Here is a 17,674-nt window from a genome sequence, read left to right as displayed (position 1 = left end):
GAGGCAGCCTACGCCCGCACCCAGTGTACACCTTCCCGCCTAGCCAGAGCGGGAAGCTACCTGACTGGGAGTCTAGTGGCGAAGCTTGGGGCGGAAGAGGTGGGCGTGGTCAGGGCTGTAGAGCCGCGAGCGAGCCAAGCCACCTCCTGCCAGACCCCGCAGCACTGGGCTGATGAGATAGAGCACCGTGCGCTCTAGGCCAGCTTGCCGGCTAAGGGCAGCCATCTCCGCCAGGGATCCCAGCCAGATCTGCTCGTCCGGCCACCCCAAACGGTAGCAAATGGCAACGGGGGTATCGGCGGGATAGTGGGCTAGGAGATCCGCCTGGGCCTGTTCCACGTGGCGGGCGCTCAGGTACAGACACAAAGAGGCGCGGTGAGCCGCTAGACTGGCTAAAGCTTCTGCTTCCGGCACGCGCGTTCGACCGCTGGCACGGGTGAGGATGATGGTCTGCACCACTTCCGGCACCGTCAGCTCTACCCCTAAACGAGCCGCTGCTAGCTGAAAGGCGCTCACCCCCGGCACGATCTCAAAGGGGATCCCTGCCTCAGCCAACCGAACCAGCAGCTCGTGTAGAGCGCCGTAAAGACAGGGATCCCCATCCTGCAGCCGCACCACCCGCAGCCCTGCCTTGACCCGTTCCACAATTTGCGGCAGCAACGTCTCTAGGGTAAGGGAGCGCGTGTCGATGGCCTCAACCCCAGGGCGACAGTGGGCTAGCATTCCCTCTGGCACCAAAGATCCGGCGTAGAAGACTACATCCGCTTGCGAGAGGACTCTCTGGCCGCGCAGGGTTATGAGCTCTGGATCCCCGGGGCCAGCGCCAACAATGTAAACAGGCCAGTAGGGCGAAGGTGACTTGGGCATTGACTCTCTTTCTTTACTCTCGCAGCGTGCCTCCTAACAGTAGGAGCTAGGGGGCTGGGACGAGACGCTGCTGGAGGATTTGGGCTGCCAGCAGCATATCCAAGGGAGTGGTCAGCTTGAGATTGGACTCCTCCCCTTCCACGATGTAAACCGGCCAACCCAGCTTCTCGAATAGAGCCGCATCATCAGTTACCTGCCAACCTTGGGCCAGGGCCTCCCGATGGGCTTGCCACAGCAACGGCAGGCGAAAGCCCTGGGGCGTTTGCGCTGCCCACAGTCGGCTGCGCTCTGGCGTCGCTTGGATTTGGATCCCCTTGGGGCCGCTCTCGGTCACTTTAATCGTGTCTTTGACAGGGATCGCCGCAACCAAGCCATCCACCTGCTGTAGGGCAGCGCTGCAGCGATCAAAGAGCGCCGGCGTAGCCAGGCAGCGGGCTCCATCGTGGATCAGCAGCCGTTCTACCGTTCCCAGGCTATAGAGATACTCAACTCCCCTGTAAACCGACTCCTGCCGCGTGGCCCCTCCCACCAGAAGCTGTACTGGCTTGGCCGGAGCAACTGCCGCTACGATGGCCTCGATGGCTGGCCAGTCGTGGGGCTGGCAGAGAATGCCAATCCACTCAATGGAGCAGGCCCGAGCTGCAGCTTCCAGCGTCCAAGCCAAAATTGGCCGCCCCAAAAGCGGCAACAGCAGCTTGTTGACCGCCGCCCCCATCCGCTTGCCACTGCCGGCCGCCGGGATCAAGAGGTGCATGAAGTTGCAAGAACATCGAGCCGCCTTCCAGTTTAAAGCAAGGGGGGCCCGCTTGGCCCCCTTCAGGATTGCCGGCACAGCAACCCTCGGCCCCGCCTCAAGGCTGCTCCAAATTGGCTGCAGCGCTTACAAAATCCGGGTAGGCCACGTTACCGTGCTCGCCCACATCCAAGCCGGCCAGCTCCTCTTCGGCACTGGTGCGCAGGCCAACGGTTGCCTTGAGGATCAAAAACAGGATCAAGCAGGTGATAAAGGGCCAGAAGAAATAGGCTAGAGCCCCCACGACCTGCACCCCAAATTGCTCCCAGGTCACTCCTGACTCGGCATGGGCAAACCAAGGGATCCCTGCCGCCAACAGCCCCCAGAGGCCACAGGTAGCGTGTACTGAAATGGCGCCCACCGGGTCGTCAACTTTCAGCACCGTATCCAAGATCACCACCGAGATCACCACCAGAATCCCGGCAACCGACCCAATGATCAAAGCTCCCAGCGGGTGGACGGTGTTGCAAGGAGCGGTGATCCCTACCAAGCCAGCCAGCACGCCGTTAGCGGCAAAGGTCATGTCTGGCTTGCCAAAATGCACCCAGCAGGTGATCATCGCGCCAATGGCTCCTGCCGAAGCTGCCAGCAGCGTGTTCATAGCAATCCAGCCAACATCAGGGCTGGCAGCGGTGGTCGAGCCAGCGTTGAATCCAATCCAACCCAAGGTGAGGATGAACACCCCCAGCATCCCCAGGGGCAGGTTGTGCCCAGGAATTGCCCGCGGCTCCCCGTCAGGGCCATACTTGCCAATGCGAGGGCCAACCACCATTGCCCCGGCCAATGCGGCAGCGCCTCCCACCAGGTGCACCACCCCTGACCCGGCAAAGTCGATAAAGCCCAGGTTTTCCAACCAGCCCTTGGTGCCGCCGTTGTAGTCGCCGAACAGGCCATTCCAGGCCCAGCTCCCCGAGATGGGGTAGATCAGCCCAGAGATGACGACAGAGTAGATGAGGTAGGCCACGAACTTGGTGCGCTCCGCCATGGCCCCGGAAACGATGGTGGCAGAGGTGGCGGCAAAGACCATCTGAAAGACGAAGAACGTAAAAGGCCAGTCCCCTGCTTCGTGGGCTTGCTGCCAGCTAAAAGCAAACCAGCTCCTGCCGAAGAAGCCGCCACTCTGGCCAAACATCAGGCCAAACCCAATGAACCAGAAGGCGCAGCAGCCCATGCAGAAGTCCATTAGGTTTTTCATCATGATGTTGGCAGCATTTTTGGAGCGGGTAAAGCCCGTCTCCACCATGGCAAAGCCAGCTTGCATGAAGAACACTAAGGCTGCCCCCACCAGTGTCCAGATGGTGTTGGCGTTTTTCTGGACAGCTTCGGCATCCTGAGCGAAGGCGCTCTCCTGACCAAGTAGAAAAACCAGGGAAATCGTCAGCGCAGCAGCTAAGCCCCACTGGGCTGGTCGCCAGAGCCGCTGCACTACTTGGCCTTTGAGCCTTTGGATCATCATTGTAGACATGTTTTTCGACTCACCTAGCAAGACGGTACTTTTGGCAACGCCATTACAACAAAAAGATACGCCCTGCCACCTCCCAAGCCAAGATGAGGCTGAGGTGAGAGACTGCAAAAACAGCTCCTTCACAGGGCGTCTTGGTTCATTTCACCGGTGCGGATGCGGATGGTTTTCTCGACGGGGCTGATGAAAATCTTGCCGTCCCCAATTTCGCCCGTGCGAGCTGCTGCAATTAGCTTCTCCACCACCGTATCCACCAGGTCATCATCGACCACGATCTCCACCTTTAGCTTCTGCAGGAACTCGACGGTGTACTCGGATCCCCGATAGCGCTCAGTCTGTCCTTTCTGCCGACCAAACCCCCGCACCTCGGTTACGGTCATGCCGACAATTCCGGCATTAACCAGGGCTATCTTCACCTCATCAAGCTTGAAGGGCCGAATGATAGCTTCAATCTTCTTCATTTGCTTTCTCTGCCCCAGATAGCTCGGCTCACTTCTAGCATCGCTATCCCCCGCAAGTTGTAACTTCAGATACAGTCTTGGGACGGCGAGAGGAGCTTCCCTCTGGGACTATTAGACGAAGGCTGAGTCCTGGAGGCAGCCAGCTTGGCTGTAACGAGAGCCACCGCCAGCCACCACAGCATCTGCACCTGAGGGCGGTACCAGATGGTGTCCACCAGCCCGTGGGCCATCATGCCAGTGCAAGCCGCTAAGCCTGCGGCCACCCACAGGCCCTCGGGATCCCGGGAGCTAAGCAACCTGTTCCAGCATCTCCAGCCGTGATCCCAGAGCACCAGCAAAAACCAGGCAAAAGCCAGGGATCCAAGAAAGCCGGTCTCCACGGTAAGTTGCAGCGGCACGGAATAGGCCCCGAGGGCGCTGAAGTTGCCCCGCTGGTAAAGGGGATAGACGCGGCTAAAGGCAACATTGCCCGGGCCGATCCCCAAGATGGGAAAGTCGCGGATCATGTCCAACACTGCCGCCCAGACGTTGAGACGAAAATTGTTGCTGGTATCCAGCCTTCCCCAAAAGAGACTCCGAACCCTTAGCCGCAGGGGGCGTACCGTCAAGATCGCAAGCAGCAGCGCAGCTGCGCCCCCTCCCAACAAGGTCGGCACTGTCCATCGTCGCCAGCGGGCCGGCAGGCGGGGGGTGTGCCATTGCGCCAGCAGCACCGCCATCATTCCCAGCGCTGCTAGGCCGCCAATCCAGGCGCCGCGACTGTAGGTCAGGACCAAGCAGAGGAGGTTGACGGCTGTTGTAAAACCAACTAGGAGCTTTACTCCCCAGCCTGGCCAGAGGAAAACTGCGGCCAGACCTAGAGGAACAAGCGGAACCAGGTAGCCCCCATACAGATTGGGGTTGCGCAGATAGCTGTACACCCGCGTCAGGCCCGCCAAGCCTGACTCCGGATCTACCCAGGTGGCCAGTTCTGCTGCCCCGTAAAAGTACTGCCGCAGGCCATAGACCCCCATCGCCAAGCTGACCAAAAGCAGGGATCCGACAATCCAATCCCGGAACTGGGGCTTGCGCAGCAGACGATGCAACAACAAATAGCCGGCTAGGTAAAGTGTCAGTTTCAGCCAGCCCTTCAGTGCTGCGTAGGAAACCGGGGAGAGAATGGTTGCCAAGGTGGCAATTCCCCAGAAAAGGCCCAGGGGCAGGTGCAGCGGCAGACCCATCGGCATTTCCACCAAAGCGCCCAGGCCCACCAGAGCGGCCATGGCCAGCAAAATTAGCCCCAGGATGCCAGTGGAGCTCTGCGCAGAAAAGACCCAGTAGAGCAACACCAGCCCCAAGCCAAGCCAGTCGCCAGCTTGGACAAGTAAGCTACCTTGGCCCCAGTTTCTTAAGGATCCCAACAGGCCGCCCAGAAAGCTGCCCTGCCACCAGGACTCGATGGGAAAATCCCGCAGCAGCAGAGCTTGCCACAGTTGCCTTGCTTGTTCCACAGCGCCTCTCCTGCCCGCTAGGCACCTCCTCTTCTTTTCCAAAGTCTATATCCCCAACGGCCAGGGGCAGGAAACCAAAGGCCAAAGGCTAGCTTCTTGTGCTTGGTTGGGATCTCTCCACCTCTTCAGAGTTTAGGGGCGCCGCTCCCGACTGACCTGCGTTGAAGGCTTGGGAATTGCAGTAGTGAATTTGCACGCGGGTGGGCCGTCCTAAAGCCAGAGCGGATCCCAGGCAGCGGGCCAAAACTTGGACTTTGAACTCCAGTTCGCCCCTGCTGTCCATTGCTTGCAATCCTCCCTCGGATCCCATCTCTCAGGATTAATTTAGGAAAAGATTGATGACGGTTCTTCAGTGGGAATACAGAATTTGCCCACCTAGGGAAAAGGTAAAGATCTGCAAAGCTGACACCTTGTTCCAGAGAGGGAAGAAGCTTGAACTTGGCCAGGCTTTCTCTGGGAGGTTTCGGACAAAGCATGATTTAGGTAAAATAACGCCTAGAGAAACTACGGAAAAGGGCAGTATGCCCGTTTACCTTTACTGGGGGGATGACAGCTATCGCTTGATGCAGGCGGTGCAAGAGCTGCGCGATCAAGTGCTGGATCCCAACTGGTCAGCTTTTAACTACGATCGCCTGCCGCCGGAAGCCACGCTTGCTGGTCTCAACCAAGCCATGACGCCGCCTCTGGGATCCAATGCCCGCTTGGTTTGGCTGGAAGAGACAACGCTTACCCAGCATTGCCCGGAAGAGCTATCCAAAGAACTGGAGCGGACGTTAGCCTATTTGCCTCCCACCACCCATTTGCTCTTGACCACTAGCAGCAAGCCGGATGGGCGGCTCAAATCTACCCAGCTCCTAAAAAAAGTGGCCATTGTCCGCGAGTTTTCCCAACTGGCCCCCTGGGATGAAGAGGGCATTCTCAAGCAGGTACACAGCGAGGCCCAGCAGCGGGATCTCAAGCTCAGCCCAGAGGCAGCCCAGAAGTTAGCTGAGGCGGTGGGCAACGATAGTCGCCGATTGGCAATGGAATTGGAAAAGCTGGCTTTGTTTACGGCAGGCCAACGGGATCCCATCTCCCCTGAGCAAATCGAGGCCCTGGTTCCTGCTAGCGCCTACAACAGCTTTCAACTGGCCGCCTCCCTGCGCCAGGGCAACTTGGATCGGGCCCTGCAGATCCTGACCCATCTGCTGGATTCCAACGAGCCAGCCCTGAAGATTCTAGCGGTTTTGGTGGGCCAATTCCGCACCTGGCTGTGGGTGCGGCTGCTGCTTGAAGAAGGAGAACGGGATCCCAAAGTCATCGCCCAAAAAGCAGAGATCGCCAATCCCAACCGGGTTTACTTCTTACAGAAAGAGGTGGGATCCCTAAAAAGCTCGGCGCTGCTGGGGGTGATGGAGCAACTTTTACAACTGGAATATCAGCTCAAGCAAGGTCAGCCAGAGCGAGAAGTGTTTCAAGAGGCTCTGATTCAGATCGTGGCTATTCTCCAGAAATCTTGAACTTCTCCGCCCTTGTTGCTCAGTCTAGGGACAGTTCTGACAATTCTCTGAGCTTCGGTACTCAAAGCAGATAGAGCAGGATAAATAGCACAATCCACACCCCATCCACAAAGTGCCAATAGATCTCAGCGGCCTCGACGCCAAAGTGATGTTGGGCACTGTAGTGCCCTGGCTTCAGGGATCGCCAAAGCACCGCCAAAATAAACAGCAACCCTGCTGCCACGTGCAGCCCGTGAAACCCGGTCAAGACATAGAAGGTGCTGGCAAACAAATTGGTGGTGAGGCCAAACTCCAGGTGGCTGTACTCGTAGAGCTGCCCAGCCAGGAAGATGGCACCCATCAGGGCAGTGAGAGTAAACCACAGTCTCAGGCCCTTGACATCATCGGCCTTGATGGCCAACCCGGCTTTGTGAATAACCAAGCTGCTGGATAGCAAAATCACCGTGTTGATGCTGGGCAAAAGCAACTCCAACTCCGGCGTCCCTTCCGGTGGCCAGACTGGGGCGGTAAGGCTGTAGGCCAAGTAGGCCATGAACAGGCCCAAGAATAGACAGCCTTCCGCTACCAGGAACATCAATAGACCAAAAACGCGATGATCTGGGTGCTCAGCATGAGCGGCGTGAGCCTGAGGGTGACCGAGCATCACAGCATCAGAACTGAGGGATCCTTGCATATTCTTGCCCAATCAAACCGTTCGCGTTAGCGGGACGTAGTCCTTTTCTTGAATTCCTCCCAAGACCATGTGGGCAGGCCGGCCGAGATCAAGACAGGAATAGGGATACCCACCCAGCAAGCCACTGGCTAAGAAGAGGTAGTCTCCGCTTCTGCCAACGCCAGCTCCCGCAAGCTCTTCAACTGGGCAGCAAAGTAATCCAAGGTTTCCTTGCTGTGCAGGCCGTAGTCGTAGGGACCAGTCAGCAGAATGGGATCCCCGTAGAAGTTGTGGGGGGGCGGTGGGGAAGAGGTCGTCCACTCCAGCGTCAAGGCCTGCCAGGGGTTGTCTCCGGCCTTGGGACCGGCCACCCAGGAGTAGATGGCGTTAACCAAGAAGGGCAGCGTGGAAATGGCAAGAATAAAGGCCCCCACGGAGCTAATCCAGTTGAGGTCGGCAAATTGGGGATCGTACTGGGCCACGCGGCGGGGCATCCCCATCAGGCCCAGCTTGTGCATTGGCAAAAAGCACATGTTGAAGCCGACAAAGGTTAGCGCAAAATGCACCCGCCCCCAAAACTCGTTCAGCAGCCGCCCGGTCATCTTGGGGAACCAGTGGTAGATGCCGGCATAGATCCCGAACACGCTGCCACCAAACAACACGTAGTGCAGGTGGGCCACCACAAAGTAGGTATCGTGGACGTGAATATCCAGGGGCACTGAAGCGAGGATAATGCCGCTCAACCCCCCGATGACAAACATCGAGATAAAGCCAAGGCCAAACAGCATGGCCGACCGGAAGTGGATTTTGCCGCCCCACAGAGTGGCTAGCCAGCTAAACACCTTGATCCCCGTGGGAACAGCAACAGACATAGTAGCAATCATGAAGAACACTCGCATCCAGTCTGGCGTGCCGCTGGTAAACATGTGGTGCGCCCAGACGATCAACCCCAAAAAGCAAATAGCCAAGCTGGAATAGGCGATGGCCTTGTAGGCAAAGATAGGTCTGCGGGCATGCACCGGCAAAATCTCGGAGATGATGCCGAAGACCGGCAAGATCATGATGTAAACCGCCGGGTGGGAGTAAAACCAGAACATGTGCTGGTACACCACCGGATCCCCGCCACCGCTGGGGTTAAAAAAGGACGTGCCCGCCAACAGGTCAAAACTCAGCAAGATCAACGCGCCGGCCAAAACTGGTGTTGCAATGAGGGTGAGAACAGACGCTGCTAGCATGGCCCAGCAAAACAGCGGCATGTCCTGCATCCTCATGCCGGGCATGCGCATTTTCAGGATGGTGGTGATGAAGTTAACTGCGCCTAGGATTGAAGACGTCCCCGCCAGCAAGATACTCAGGATCCAGAGCTCTTCCCCCACCTTGCCGCTAACTAAACTCAGAGGCGGGTAGGAAGTCCAGCCAGCAGATGGGGGTTCTAGAAACAAGCTAGCCAAGAGCAAGATCCCAGTAGGCGGAACCAGCCAAAAGGCCACTGCATTGAGCTTGGGAAAGGCCATGTCCCGCGCCCCAATCATCAGCGGCACGAGGTAATTGCCGAAGCCCCCCACCAAAGCCGGCACAATCCACAAAAAGATCATGATCGTGGCGTGCAGGGTAAAGGCGCCATTGTACCGCTCAAAGCCAAGAAAGTCCGCCTCTGGGGTAGCCAGCTCGGCTCGTACTGCTACAGCCAGCGCTCCCCCCACCAAGTAGAAGAAAAAGGTGGTCACCAAATACTGGATCCCGATGACCTTGTGATCCGTGGAGAAGGTAAAGAAGCGCCACCAAGGTTCTGCAGGCGGATCCAGGCTGCTCCTGGGGGCAGCAACGAGGCTAGGATTGTCCTGTAGCTGAGTCATGGCAAAAAAGCTCCTAGTTTCAGCCTGTTCCCGTTCGCGTCAGCGGGACGGAGTCTTTGTGGAGTTTGAGAGAGGTCAAATCCGCAGGCGAGACCCCCAAACGCTGGTGGTGGACTTGGGCAAAAGCCGAAGCAGCCGCAGGGGAATCAGCCGGAGGGTGATGGTGAGTGGGGGGAGAATCTGCAGCAAGAGCTAGGGCACTGCTGTTGCCACGAGCAGCTAAAAGTTGCTCCTGCTGCCAGTGCTCGAAGTCTTCTGGTCTTTCCACAATCAATTGCGTAGCCATCACCCCGTGGTAGGGGCCGCACAGCTCCGCGCAGATGATGGGGTAAGTCCCCAACTGGGTAGGCACAAACTCCAGGTGGGTCTCTCGGCCTGGAATGAGATCCTGCTTTAGGCGAAATTGCGGCACCCAGAAGGCATGGTTGACATCAAGGGCCGTCATATTCAAGCGCACCCGCCTGTTGAGGGGAAGGTGCAGCTCACTAGTCACCAAGCCCGATTCATAGGTAAACAGCCAACCGTATTGCATGCCCTGCACCTGAACGACCAGATCCGGCTGGCCCATCTCTTTCCCAGGTAGCACCACAGGGGTATAGGCATAGCCCGGCTCCCCTGCCTTGGCTTCCTCGGAAGAGCCCATCCCCATGGCCGTGTGCATATGCCCGCCCACATTGGTGCCTCCGTAAATAGCCTGGTAGACATCTATGCTGGCTAGGCCCAACCAAAGGATGATCAGAGCCGGCACTGCTGTCCACACGATCTCCAACAGCACATTGCCGTGACTGGGATCCCCGTCGCCGTGCTCCCCCCGTCGCTTGCGGTAGCGGATGACACAGTAGAGGAGCACCCCTTCCACCACTAGAAAGATGCCGGTGGCGATGGTGATGGTGCTGTTGAAGAGGCTATCGAAGAGGGGAGCTGAGTTGGCTGCCGCTTCGGGGAGGAGATGGTGATTCTGGCCATACCAGAGGCTGGCTAGGGCTAACAGAACCCCAATCCCCACCAAAAGGATATTTTTGAGGGCACTCACAGCTGCTTTTCCCCCTGCTACTGCCTGCCCACTCCAGCAGATTCTGCCAACAGAGCCAGAGCAGGCTCGTACTCATTTCCATTCAACTTGCAGGAGCTGGAGAGAAGTGCCTGTCCTTAGGGATCTTTTCGGGATCTCGGTCGAAGCGCTGGATCCCTAGCTTTGCAGCGGCCATCTACTGAGGAAGCGTAGCTCAGCACAAAGAAATTCTTAAAAAGCCTTCGCCAACCGCAAAGCCGCATTTAGAATCCGTTGCAGAAAGACCTCCCCTCTGCCTCTGAGTGGCTACTAACCCAGCTAGTGGGCAGCTAGATAGGCTGAATTCGGTAACTGAAATTACCATTGGCTGTTGGTCTTGACTTTTTAGTGCAGAGTGTTGACCTCTCTCTAGAGGCAGATCTGATTGAAGTATTTTTTCAGCTGCAATGGACCCCTCAATTCCTCGATCTCACCTCCTCTCTTCTTGTCCCGTTCGCGCCAGCGGGCCGGAGGCCTTTCCCTTGCCAGGGAGGGAGATTTCCCTGCGCATGGGGCGAGCTTTGCTGGGTCTAGCAGCGGCCACTTGGCTGTTGATGGGGCTAGGCAGTGCGACTCGAGTTATGAATGCTGGACTTGCCTGTCCAGACTGGCCTCTCTGCTATGGAGAGCTGCTGCCCACCGAGCAGATGAACCTGCAGGTGTTTCTGGAGTGGTTTCACCGCCTGGTGGCTGCCGGTGTGGGCTTGGCCACGCTGGTGCTAGTGGGGTTTGCCTGGCTGAAGCGCAAGGCCTTGCCCAATTGGCTGCCCTGGGGTCTGAGCTGGGCTTTTGTCTTGGTCGTGGCCCAAGGGATCCTGGGCGGGCTGACAGTGACGGAGCTGTTGCGTTTTGACATTGTGACAGCCCACCTGGGCACGGGCCTGCTATTTTTTGCCACGCTGCTCACCCTCGGGTTGCTCGTTTTGCCGCGCTTTGCTTCTTCCATACGCGCTCCGCGCCGCTACCGCGAACGCGCTACTCGGCCGGAGGCCTTGGAGGGGAGAGCTGCAGTTGGCTATTTGCCTTGGCTGGGTTTGGTGGCGGTGTTGCTGGTGTATGTCCAGAGTCTGCTGGGGGCCTTGGTGGCCTCGCGATGGGCTTTGCACCAGTGCTTGGCTGCGGGCGAGTTGTGTGGGGTCATGAACAGCCACTTGCTGGGAGTAGCTCCAGCCACGCTAGCGGTGGTGGGGGTGGCGGCGGCCACAGGTCGGCGGCGGGTCCCAAAGATTCTCAAGCTGCTGGGCTATGGGTCGGTGGGGCTTTTGCTCGCCCAGGTGGGGGTTGGTGTTCTCACCTATCGCTACCGGCTGCAGGTGGAGCCCTTGACAGTAGCCCACCAGATGGTTGGGGCAGCTTTGCTGGGGTGTTTGCTGGGCTTTACGGTGCTGGCCTGGCGCCTGCGCAACAGTGCCCCTAGGCAGGGAGAAGACAGGGCTGGCACTCAGCCAGGGGCCGCGGCTGTAGCAATGACTGGTGAGTAGTTCCATGGCAGAGATCCTTCAAAGCTACCGCCCAGCCGCTTGCCAAAACGCCACGCCAGGGGCTAGTCAGTGCCCAAGCCTAGGCCAACTTTTGCGCAGCTATAGCCAGTTGGTGAAGCCGAAGATCATCGCCTTGCTGTTGGTGACCACGGCTGGCGCCATGTGGATGGCAGGCAATACGGATCCGTTCAAGTTTGGCGTCACCCTCCTAGGGGGTGGGATGGCGGCAGCAGCAGCCAATGTCCTCAACATGGTGTACGACGCCGATATCGACCGGCTGATGGAGCGAACCTGCCACCGTCCTCTGCCTGCTGGCCGCATTCAGGCGCGCCACGCTCTGGTGTTTGCCGGGATCCTTGCTCTGGTCTCCTTCAGCTTACTGGCCTATTTCACCAACCTCCTAGCCGCTGGTCTGGCCATGGCAGGGATCCTAGTGTACGTAGGGGTCTATACCCACTGGCTGAAGCGCTCCAGCCCCCAGAACATCGTGATCGGCGGAGCTGCGGGGGCGATCCCACCTTTGGTGGGGTGGGCAGCAGCTACGGGCAAGCTGAGCTGGGCCGCCTGGGTGATGTTTGCCATCATCTTTCTGTGGACCCCGCCCCACTTCTGGGCTTTGGCGATTTTAAAGCGAGAAGACTATGCCCGCGCCGGCGTGCCCATGCTGCCGGTGGTAGCAGGAGAAGGGCCAACTGCCGCTCAAATTCTTCTCTACGCGCTGCTGGTGGTTCCGGTTAGTTTGTTGTTGGTCTACCCCTTGCACGTACTGGGATCCTTGTACCTAAGCGCGGCAGTGCTGCTGGGATCCCTTTTGGTTTGGAAAGCCATGCAGCTGTTGCGGAGGCCGCAGGATCGGGAGCGGGCAGCCTCTCTCTTCACCTTTGCCAACCTCTACTTGCTGCTGTTGTGCGGCGCCATGGGCTTGGACAGGTGGTCGTTGACCCACGCCCTCTGGGAGCAAGCCCTTGCCTCCCTCCAGGGGATCTATGCCCCTCTAGTGCGCTGGCCGGCCAGCTTGTAGAAGGGGGATCCCTGGGTTGACAACTCACCGATTACCCTAGTTGGCTCAGCCGGCAGCATTGCGGGGCTTGCGAAAAACTGTTCTATTGCCCACCCTTGTTTTGCGATACTGCTTGCTACGGGTGGGTATGTTTGAGAGCAACAGCACGATAGCGATGCAGCCTCTGGTCAAAGGGCGGCCTCAACGTCTTCGAGGCCAGCCAAGCTTAGCAGGGTTCCGCCTCTCCTGGGGCCTCCTAGTCAACTTGCTCTGGGCTCTGCCTGCCCTTGCCCAAGCGGAAGTGCCTGACCCTGCCCCCTCCCTCCTCTTAGATAGCCGAGCCATCCGCACTCCCAACCTGCCTCCCACCCTCTCTGTTCCTCCCGGAGCCCGCCCTGCTACTCCCCCCCCAGTCCCGCAGGGGGCCACCAGAGCGGAAGAATTAGTGGCGCCTCAATCCCCTTTGGAGGTGCGTATTGAGCGGAGGGAGGGCCTATCTCTCCAAGAGGCGCTGGAGATTGCCGTTGCCCAAAACCCGGCAGTACAGCAAGCAAGGCTAGCCGTCAAACGGGCTGAAGCCGGCGTGGCCTTGGCGCAAGCAGCCTTTGCCCCTACCCTCTCCACGCGCGTCAACTACCAGTACAGCGAACCTCCTGCCCCCGGCAGCGGGCCCAGCCGCCCATCCCATACCCTCTCGGCCAGCGTGTTGCGGCTAGACTACACAGCCTTCGACAACGGGGTCAGGGCGCAAAACCTGAAGCTTGCTGAGGAAGCTCTGCGCGTTGCCCAACTGCAGCTCGAGCAAACCCTGCAGACAGTGAAACAAGCGGTGGCCAACGCCTACTACGACCTGCAGAGCGCTGATGCCCGCGTGGCCATTAGCCAGGCTGCGGTTGCTAGTTCTGAAGCCACCCTGCGGGATGCCCAAGCCCGCGAACGGGCCGGTGTGGGTACCCGCTTCGAGATCCTCCAGGCAGAGACTGAATTGGCCAACAACCGACAAGCCCTGCTGGCAGCCCAAAACGACCAACAACTGAGTCGTCGCCGCCTAGCCGAACTGCTGAACTTTCCCAGTCCCACCGATGTGCTGGCTGAAGAGCCTGTCGAGCCGATGGGAGAGTGGGATCTGAGCCTAGAGGAAACCATTGTTGCTGCCTTTGCCAAGCGTCAAGAGCTGGAGCGCCAGCGCCGAGAGCTGGAGCAAGCCCAAGCTCGGCTGCGCCTAGCCCAAGCCAGCAACGGTCCCCAAATTAGTTTGTTCGCCAGTCTCGACGCGGCAAACGATTTTAGGGCCGACCGCAACAGTTTCGATGTCGGCTATTCGGTTGGCGCTAACTTTAACTTGACCTGGTTTGATGGGGGAAGAGCGGAGGCCCAGGCTCGCCAAGCCGAGATCGACAGGCAGGCGGCTGTGAGCAATTTCGTTGGCACTCGGAATGAAATTCAACGCAGCGTAGAAGAGGCCTTCCTCACCCTCAGCTCTAGCCGGGAACGGATTGAGACGGCCAAAGTGGCAATCGCCTCGGCAGAAGAAAGTTTGCGGCTAGCACGGCTGCGCCTTCAGGCTGGTGTAGGCACACAGACAGAGGTGATCAACGCCGAGGCCGCCCTCACGACTGCTCGGGGCAATCTTGCCAATGCGGTGATTGCCTACAACCGTGCTCTGACCCAGCTGCGGCGGGCCATCGGCAGCCTCTAGGGATCCCTAGAGCTTGCGGGAGTAGTACTCAACTACCAACAGCTCGTTGACGGGCGCGCAGATTTGCTCGCGCGAAGGCAGATCCTTAATGCGGCCGCGCAGCTTCTCCTTGTCAAACTCCAGGTAATCCGGCAAAAACAGCCCTGGGTACTCGGCGTAGGCAGCCACTAGCCTGCGGGAGGACTCCTTGTTCCTAACTGTAATCACATCGCCCACCTTGCACTCATAGCTGGGAATGGTTACCTTGCGGCCGTTAACTTCAATGTGGCCGTGGGTCACCAACTGCCGCGCCGCCGGAATCGTCGGGGCCATGCCAAGGCGAAACACAATGCAGTCCAGACGCATCTCTAGAAGCTGCAGCAGAGCTAGCCCCGTAGATCCCTTGGAGCGGCGTGCCTTGCGCATGTAGCGGATCATCTGCCGCTCGCTTACCCCGTAGTTAAAGCGGACTTTTTGCTTTTCTTCTAGGCGGATGGCGTATTCAGACTTTTTCTTGCGCTCTGCCCCATGCACACCTGGGGGGTTGGTGTTTTTGGGGCGCTTGCGAGTCAGGCCAGGCAGGTCAAGCCCTCCGAAACGGCGAATGATCCTCAAGCGGGGTCCTGTGTAGCGAGACATGCAGGCTTTCTCCAAAAGCAGCAGATAAAAGTTAAGTGAAGCGCCAAAAAATTGGCGATCTCCTATGTTAAGCTCTCAGCCCCTTTTTAGGGCAAGGGAGCCGCTGCCATCAGTCGCGGCGAAGCTTCAATTGGGTGCGGATGAAGGCGCGATCCTCGCTGAGCAGGCCGTTGAGGGTGCGCCGCTCCCCCAAGATGGGATCCGGATCCAAGCCAATGGCCTCTAGATCTGCCAGCACCATCAGCTCCACCAGTTGGGCAAAGGTTACCTTGGGCTGCCACCCCAGCACCCGCTTGGCCTTGGAGGCGTCCCCCAAGAGCAGATCCACCTCCGTTGGGCGGTAGTAGCGGGGATCGATCTCAATGAGCACGCGATCCTTGTAGACTCCCTGTTCTTCCAGTCCGGATCCCCGCCAGGTAATGGGCATGCCCACCAAAGCAAAAGCCCGTTCTGCAAACTCCCGCACGCTGTGGGTTTCGCCAGTAGCCAGCACGTAGTCGTCTGGCTGGGGCTGCTGCAGCATCATCCACATTCCCTCGACGTAGTCTTTGGCGTAGCCCCAGTCCCGCTTGGCATCTAGGTTGCCTAGATAAAGCTTGTCCTGCTTGCCGGCTACAATACGGCTGACGGCACGAGTGATCTTGCGGGTAACAAAGGTCTCGCCTCGCCGCGGGCTTTCGTGGTTAAACAAAATGCCGTTGCAAGCAAAGAGGTTGTAGGCTTCGCGGTAGTTGACCGTCTGCCAGTAGGCGTAGACCTTAGCACAGGCGTAGGGACTGCGGGGATAGAAGGGGGTGGTCTCTTTTTGCGGGATCTCCTGCACCAGACCAAACATCTCCGAGGAGCCGGCCTGGTAAAACTTCACCCGGATCCCAGTGCGCTGTTGGTAGTCGCGGATGGCCTCCAGGAGGCGTAGGGTGCCCATGGCTACTGAATCAACAGTATATTCCGGGGCATCGAAACTCACCCGCACGTGGGATTGGGCCCCCAGGTTGTACACCTCCGTCGGCTGCACCTGCTCCAAGATCCTGCGCAGGGTGGTGCCATCGGTGAGATCCCCGTAGTGGAGAAACAGCCTAGCCGTGGGATCGTGGGCGTCCACGTAGAGGTGGTCAATACGGTCGGTATTGAAGGTGCTGGCCCGGCGGATAATGCCGTGGACTTCGTAGCCTTTTTGCAACAACAGCTCGGCCAGGTAGGAGCCATCCTGGCCAGTAATGCCAGTAATCAAGGCACGTTGGGTCATGGGGTTAGCACCCGTAGGACAGCAAATTGCCCAGCTCAAAACCTAGAGCTGCAGCTCCTAAGGCAAAAATTATAAGGCACGCCTCCTCTAGGGGAACTAACGCCTAGGAAGAGCCAAGCTGACGCTCTTTAACCTGCTGCAGGGCTGGGCTCAGGGCCACCGGCCACGGATCCGGCTGGCGCAGTTGCCGCACCCCTGGCGGTAAGCGCAGCACCGAGGCGCGGCTAGTGCGGGCGATGGCTTCTAGATCAGGCAGAGGCTCCAGCAGCACGCCCCGGCGCATGATCTGGCGCAGCAGCGGTTCGTAGCCAGGGGGTGAGGTCTCGTCAGCGTGGCCGAGCAAGTCTCCCTCTGGGCCGCGGAAGATTTGCTTACGTCCTGGCAGGGTGGCTTTGGCAAAGGAGGCCTTAGCCACGGGAATCCCGTTGATCTCCACCAATTTGTACACTCCGTTCACCCCCTCGCCGGTAACCAGGCGGGTGCCAACCCCATAGCCGCTAATCGGTGCCTGGGAGCGGTGCAACCGCTCGATCTCGTATTCATCCAGATCGCCACTGACAAATACCGGCGCCCCCTGGGGCAGGATGGCCTTGACCTGGCGGGAGAGGACTTCCAGATCTCCGGAGTCGATACGCACGCCACCAATTTCGCCTCGGGATCCCAGTTGATCCGGCTGGGTGGCTGCAAAGAGCTGGGCGGCGGTGCGCGCCCCTTGGATGGGATCGTAGGTGTCAATCAGCAGAACCGCTTGGGGAAAGTAGCGCCGGAAAGCTTGAAAGGCGCGGGTCTCATCTCCCCCCGAGAGGGCGGCAATGGCCATCACGAGAGAATGGGCCATCGTGCCCGCTGGCTTGCGTCTCAATTTCAGGGCTGCCAAGACATTGGAGGTGGCATTGAACCCCGCCGCCAGAGCTGCCCGCGCTGCCCACAGGCCTGCTTGGGGGCTGAAGGCCCGCCGTGTGCCAAACTCCAGCAAAATGGCCTCATCTCCAGCAGCATCGCGCATGCGGGCCGCCTTGGTGGCAATTAGGGTTTGGTAGTTGAAGGTCGTCAGCAGATAGGTTTCCACCAGTTGCGCTTGCCAGAGAGGAGCCTCCACCCGCAGCAGGGGCTCGTTGGCAAAGACGGCTGTTCCCTCGGGTACCGCCCACACATCCCCCTCAAAGCGGCAGCTAGCCAGCAGCTCCCAAAAGCGTTGCGGTGCCTCGGCAAAAATGCCCGTCTCCCGTAGTGCCTGCAGGGCTTCCGGCGGAAAGTGCAACTGCTGTAGGTATTCCACCGCTTGGGCTAGCCCCATGGCGATGAGGTAGCCATAGTCCGTGGGCAAGCGCCGCACAAATAGCTCAAAGGCCGCTGGCTGATTCTCCAGGCCCTCCCCCACGTAGCAGGCGGCCATGGTGAACTGGTAGAGATCTGTCAGCAGGCCATAGTCTTGAGGCTGTAGGGAGGAAAAGTCTGGGCTGACCATGGAACCCTCAAGCAAGCCAGGGAGGCAGCAT

General features: G+C 58.9%; 15 protein-coding genes. 4 read left to right on the top strand and 11 right to left on the bottom strand.

The annotated features are described in order from the left end of the window. Positions 1-72: 72 nt before the first annotated feature. The 5 genes from cobM to NW804_RS05325 form a co-directional block, all read right to left on the bottom strand. Positions 73-867 (bottom strand): precorrin-4 C(11)-methyltransferase, encoded by a 795-nt coding sequence (cobM, locus tag NW804_RS05345; protein ID WP_414395520.1) that lies wholly within the window; start codon positions 865-867, stop codon positions 73-75. A gap of 46 nt (positions 868-913) precedes the next feature. Next, on the bottom strand, positions 914-1,621 hold the full coding sequence (ispD, locus tag NW804_RS05340; RefSeq protein WP_414423034.1) for a 2-C-methyl-D-erythritol 4-phosphate cytidylyltransferase: 708 nt from the start codon (positions 1,619-1,621) through the stop codon (positions 914-916). A 97-nt stretch (positions 1,622-1,718) separates the two neighbouring features. Further along, positions 1,719-3,125 carry an ammonium transporter gene (locus NW804_RS05335; protein ID WP_414410818.1) on the bottom strand — a complete coding sequence of 469 codons (1,407 nt, stop codon included), beginning with the start codon at positions 3,123-3,125 and terminating at the stop codon, positions 1,719-1,721. Between the two features lie 119 nt (positions 3,126-3,244). Continuing rightward, positions 3,245-3,583, bottom strand: a complete 339-nt coding sequence (locus tag NW804_RS05330) for a P-II family nitrogen regulator (RefSeq protein WP_414410817.1) — start codon at positions 3,581-3,583, stop codon at positions 3,245-3,247. A gap of 65 nt (positions 3,584-3,648) precedes the next feature. Beyond that, positions 3,649-5,073, bottom strand: a complete 1,425-nt coding sequence (locus NW804_RS05325; RefSeq protein ID WP_414423033.1) for an IctB family putative bicarbonate transporter — start codon at positions 5,071-5,073, stop codon at positions 3,649-3,651. Positions 5,074-5,594: 521 nt separating this feature from the next. Here NW804_RS05325 and holA point away from each other — a divergent pair. Next, on the top strand, positions 5,595-6,572 hold the full coding sequence (gene holA / locus NW804_RS05320) for a DNA polymerase III subunit delta (protein WP_414423032.1): 978 nt from the start codon (positions 5,595-5,597) through the stop codon (positions 6,570-6,572). Positions 6,573-6,633: 61 nt separating this feature from the next. Here the strand turns inward: holA and NW804_RS05315 are convergent, their stop codons facing one another. The 3 genes from NW804_RS05315 to NW804_RS05305 all read right to left on the bottom strand — a co-directional run bounded on the left by NW804_RS05315 (position 6,634) and on the right by NW804_RS05305 (position 10,113). Continuing rightward, positions 6,634-7,245 carry a cytochrome c oxidase subunit 3 gene (locus NW804_RS05315; protein ID WP_414410814.1) on the bottom strand — a complete coding sequence of 204 codons (612 nt, stop codon included), beginning with the start codon at positions 7,243-7,245 and terminating at the stop codon, positions 6,634-6,636. 128 nt (positions 7,246-7,373) lie between these two features. After that, positions 7,374-9,080, bottom strand: a complete 1,707-nt coding sequence (gene ctaD, locus NW804_RS05310; RefSeq protein ID WP_414423031.1) for a cytochrome c oxidase subunit I — start codon at positions 9,078-9,080, stop codon at positions 7,374-7,376. A gap of 19 nt (positions 9,081-9,099) precedes the next feature. Beyond that, positions 9,100-10,113, bottom strand: a complete 1,014-nt coding sequence (locus NW804_RS05305) for a cytochrome c oxidase subunit II (RefSeq protein WP_414423030.1) — start codon at positions 10,111-10,113, stop codon at positions 9,100-9,102. A 425-nt stretch (positions 10,114-10,538) separates the two neighbouring features. Here NW804_RS05305 and NW804_RS05300 point away from each other — a divergent pair, with 425 nt between their 5' ends. The 3 genes from NW804_RS05300 (at position 10,539) to NW804_RS05290 (ending at position 14,311) form a co-directional block, all read left to right on the top strand. Further along, a complete protein-coding gene (locus NW804_RS05300) occupies positions 10,539-11,612 on the top strand; it encodes a COX15/CtaA family protein (protein ID WP_414423029.1) in 1,074 nt (357 codons plus the stop codon). Positions 11,613-11,616: 4 nt separating this feature from the next. Continuing rightward, positions 11,617-12,633: a heme o synthase gene (locus tag NW804_RS05295; RefSeq protein ID WP_414420870.1), complete on the top strand. Its 1,017-nt coding sequence runs from the start codon at positions 11,617-11,619 to the stop codon at positions 12,631-12,633. Positions 12,634-13,057: 424 nt separating this feature from the next. Next, on the top strand, positions 13,058-14,311 hold the full coding sequence (locus tag NW804_RS05290) for a TolC family protein (RefSeq protein WP_414420871.1): 1,254 nt from the start codon (positions 13,058-13,060) through the stop codon (positions 14,309-14,311). 6 nt (positions 14,312-14,317) lie between these two features. Here the strand turns inward: NW804_RS05290 and rpsD are convergent, their stop codons facing one another. The 3 genes from rpsD to NW804_RS05275 all read right to left on the bottom strand — a co-directional run bounded on the left by rpsD (position 14,318) and on the right by NW804_RS05275 (position 17,643). Beyond that, the gene (rpsD, locus tag NW804_RS05285; protein WP_414395495.1) at positions 14,318-14,929 is read right to left on the bottom strand and encodes a 30S ribosomal protein S4; all 612 of its coding nucleotides are present in this window, start codon (positions 14,927-14,929) and stop codon (positions 14,318-14,320) included. A 109-nt stretch (positions 14,930-15,038) separates the two neighbouring features. Continuing rightward, a complete protein-coding gene (gmd, locus tag NW804_RS05280) occupies positions 15,039-16,175 on the bottom strand; it encodes a GDP-mannose 4,6-dehydratase (RefSeq protein ID WP_414395493.1) in 1,137 nt (378 codons plus the stop codon). 103 nt (positions 16,176-16,278) lie between these two features. Continuing rightward, the gene (locus NW804_RS05275; protein ID WP_414423028.1) at positions 16,279-17,643 is read right to left on the bottom strand and encodes a nicotinate phosphoribosyltransferase; all 1,365 of its coding nucleotides are present in this window, start codon (positions 17,641-17,643) and stop codon (positions 16,279-16,281) included. Positions 17,644-17,674 lie beyond the last annotated feature (31 nt).

The organism is Synechococcus sp. WC10meta (genome assembly GCF_047461475.1).
This window is presented reverse-complemented; position numbering and strand designations above follow the sequence as displayed.